At 55.8% G+C, this 1,180-nt stretch carries 1 rRNA gene (only partly in view); it reads left to right on the plus strand.

The window, feature by feature from the left end:
• Positions 1-1,175: ribosomal RNA gene (locus tag ACIA12_RS40550) — 23S ribosomal RNA — on the plus strand; it begins 2,032 nt to the left of the window's first position.
• The last annotated feature ends 5 nt before the right edge of the window (positions 1,176-1,180 follow it).

Raw genomic sequence — 1,180 nt, forward strand, 5'->3', positions numbered from 1 at the left:
CGTGGGAAGCGTTGATGGCCGCAGAGACCAGGCCCAAGCGACTGTTTACTAAAAACACAGGTCCGTGCGAAGAAGTAATTCGATGTATACGGACTGACGCCTGCCCGGTGCTGGAACGTTAAGGGGACAGGTTAGCTGGTTTAGGCCGGCGAAGCTTTGAACTTAAGCGCCAGTAAACGGCGGTGGTAACTATAACCATCCTAAGGTAGCGAAATTCCTTGTCGGGTAAGTTCCGACCTGCACGAATGGCGTAACGACTTGGGCGCTGTCTCAACCATGGACTCGGCGAAATTGCATTACGAGTAAAGATGCTCGTTACGCGCAGCAGGACGGAAAGACCCCGGGACCTTTACTACAACTTGGTATTGGTGGTCGGTACAACTTGTGTAGGATAGGTGGGAGACTGTGAAGCTCGGACGCCAGTTCGGGTGGAGTCATCGTTGAAATACCACTCTGGTTGTTCTGGCTGTCTAACTTAGGTCCATTATCTGGATCAGGGACAGTGCCTGGTGGGTAGTTTGACTGGGGCGGTCGCCTCCTAAAAGGTAACGGAGGCGCTCAAAGGTTCCCTCAGCCTGGTTGGCAATCAGGTGTCGAGTGTAAGTGCACAAGGGAGCTTGACTGTGAGACAGACATGTCGAGCAGGGACGAAAGTCGGAACTAGTGATCCGGCGGTGGCATGTGGGAGCACCGTCGCTCAACGGATAAAAGGTACCCCGGGGATAACAGGCTGATCTTCCCCAAGAGTCCATATCGACGGGATGGTTTGGCACCTCGATGTCGGCTCGTCGCATCCTGGGGCTGGAGTAGGTCCCAAGGGTTGGGCTGTTCGCCCATTAAAGCGGCACGCGAGCTGGGTTTAGAACGTCGTGAGACAGTTCGGTCCCTATCCGCTGCGCGCGCAGGAGACTTGAGAAGGGCTGCCCCTAGTACGAGAGGACCGGGGTGGACGAACCTCTGGTGTGCCAGTTGTTCCGCCAGGAGCACGGCTGGTTGGCTACGTTCGGGAGTGATAACCGCTGAAAGCATCTAAGCGGGAAGCACGCTTCAAGATGAGGTCTCCCACCGAGTTAATCGGGTAAGGCCCCCAGTAGACCACTGGGTTGATAGGCCAGAAGTGGAAGCGCCGTAAGGTGTGGAGCTGACTGGTACTAATAGGCCGAGGGCTTGTCTCAACACC

It is taken from the genome of Kribbella sp. NPDC051620, from assembly GCF_044453825.1.
GTDB lineage: Bacteria > Actinomycetota > Actinomycetes > Propionibacteriales > Kribbellaceae > Kribbella.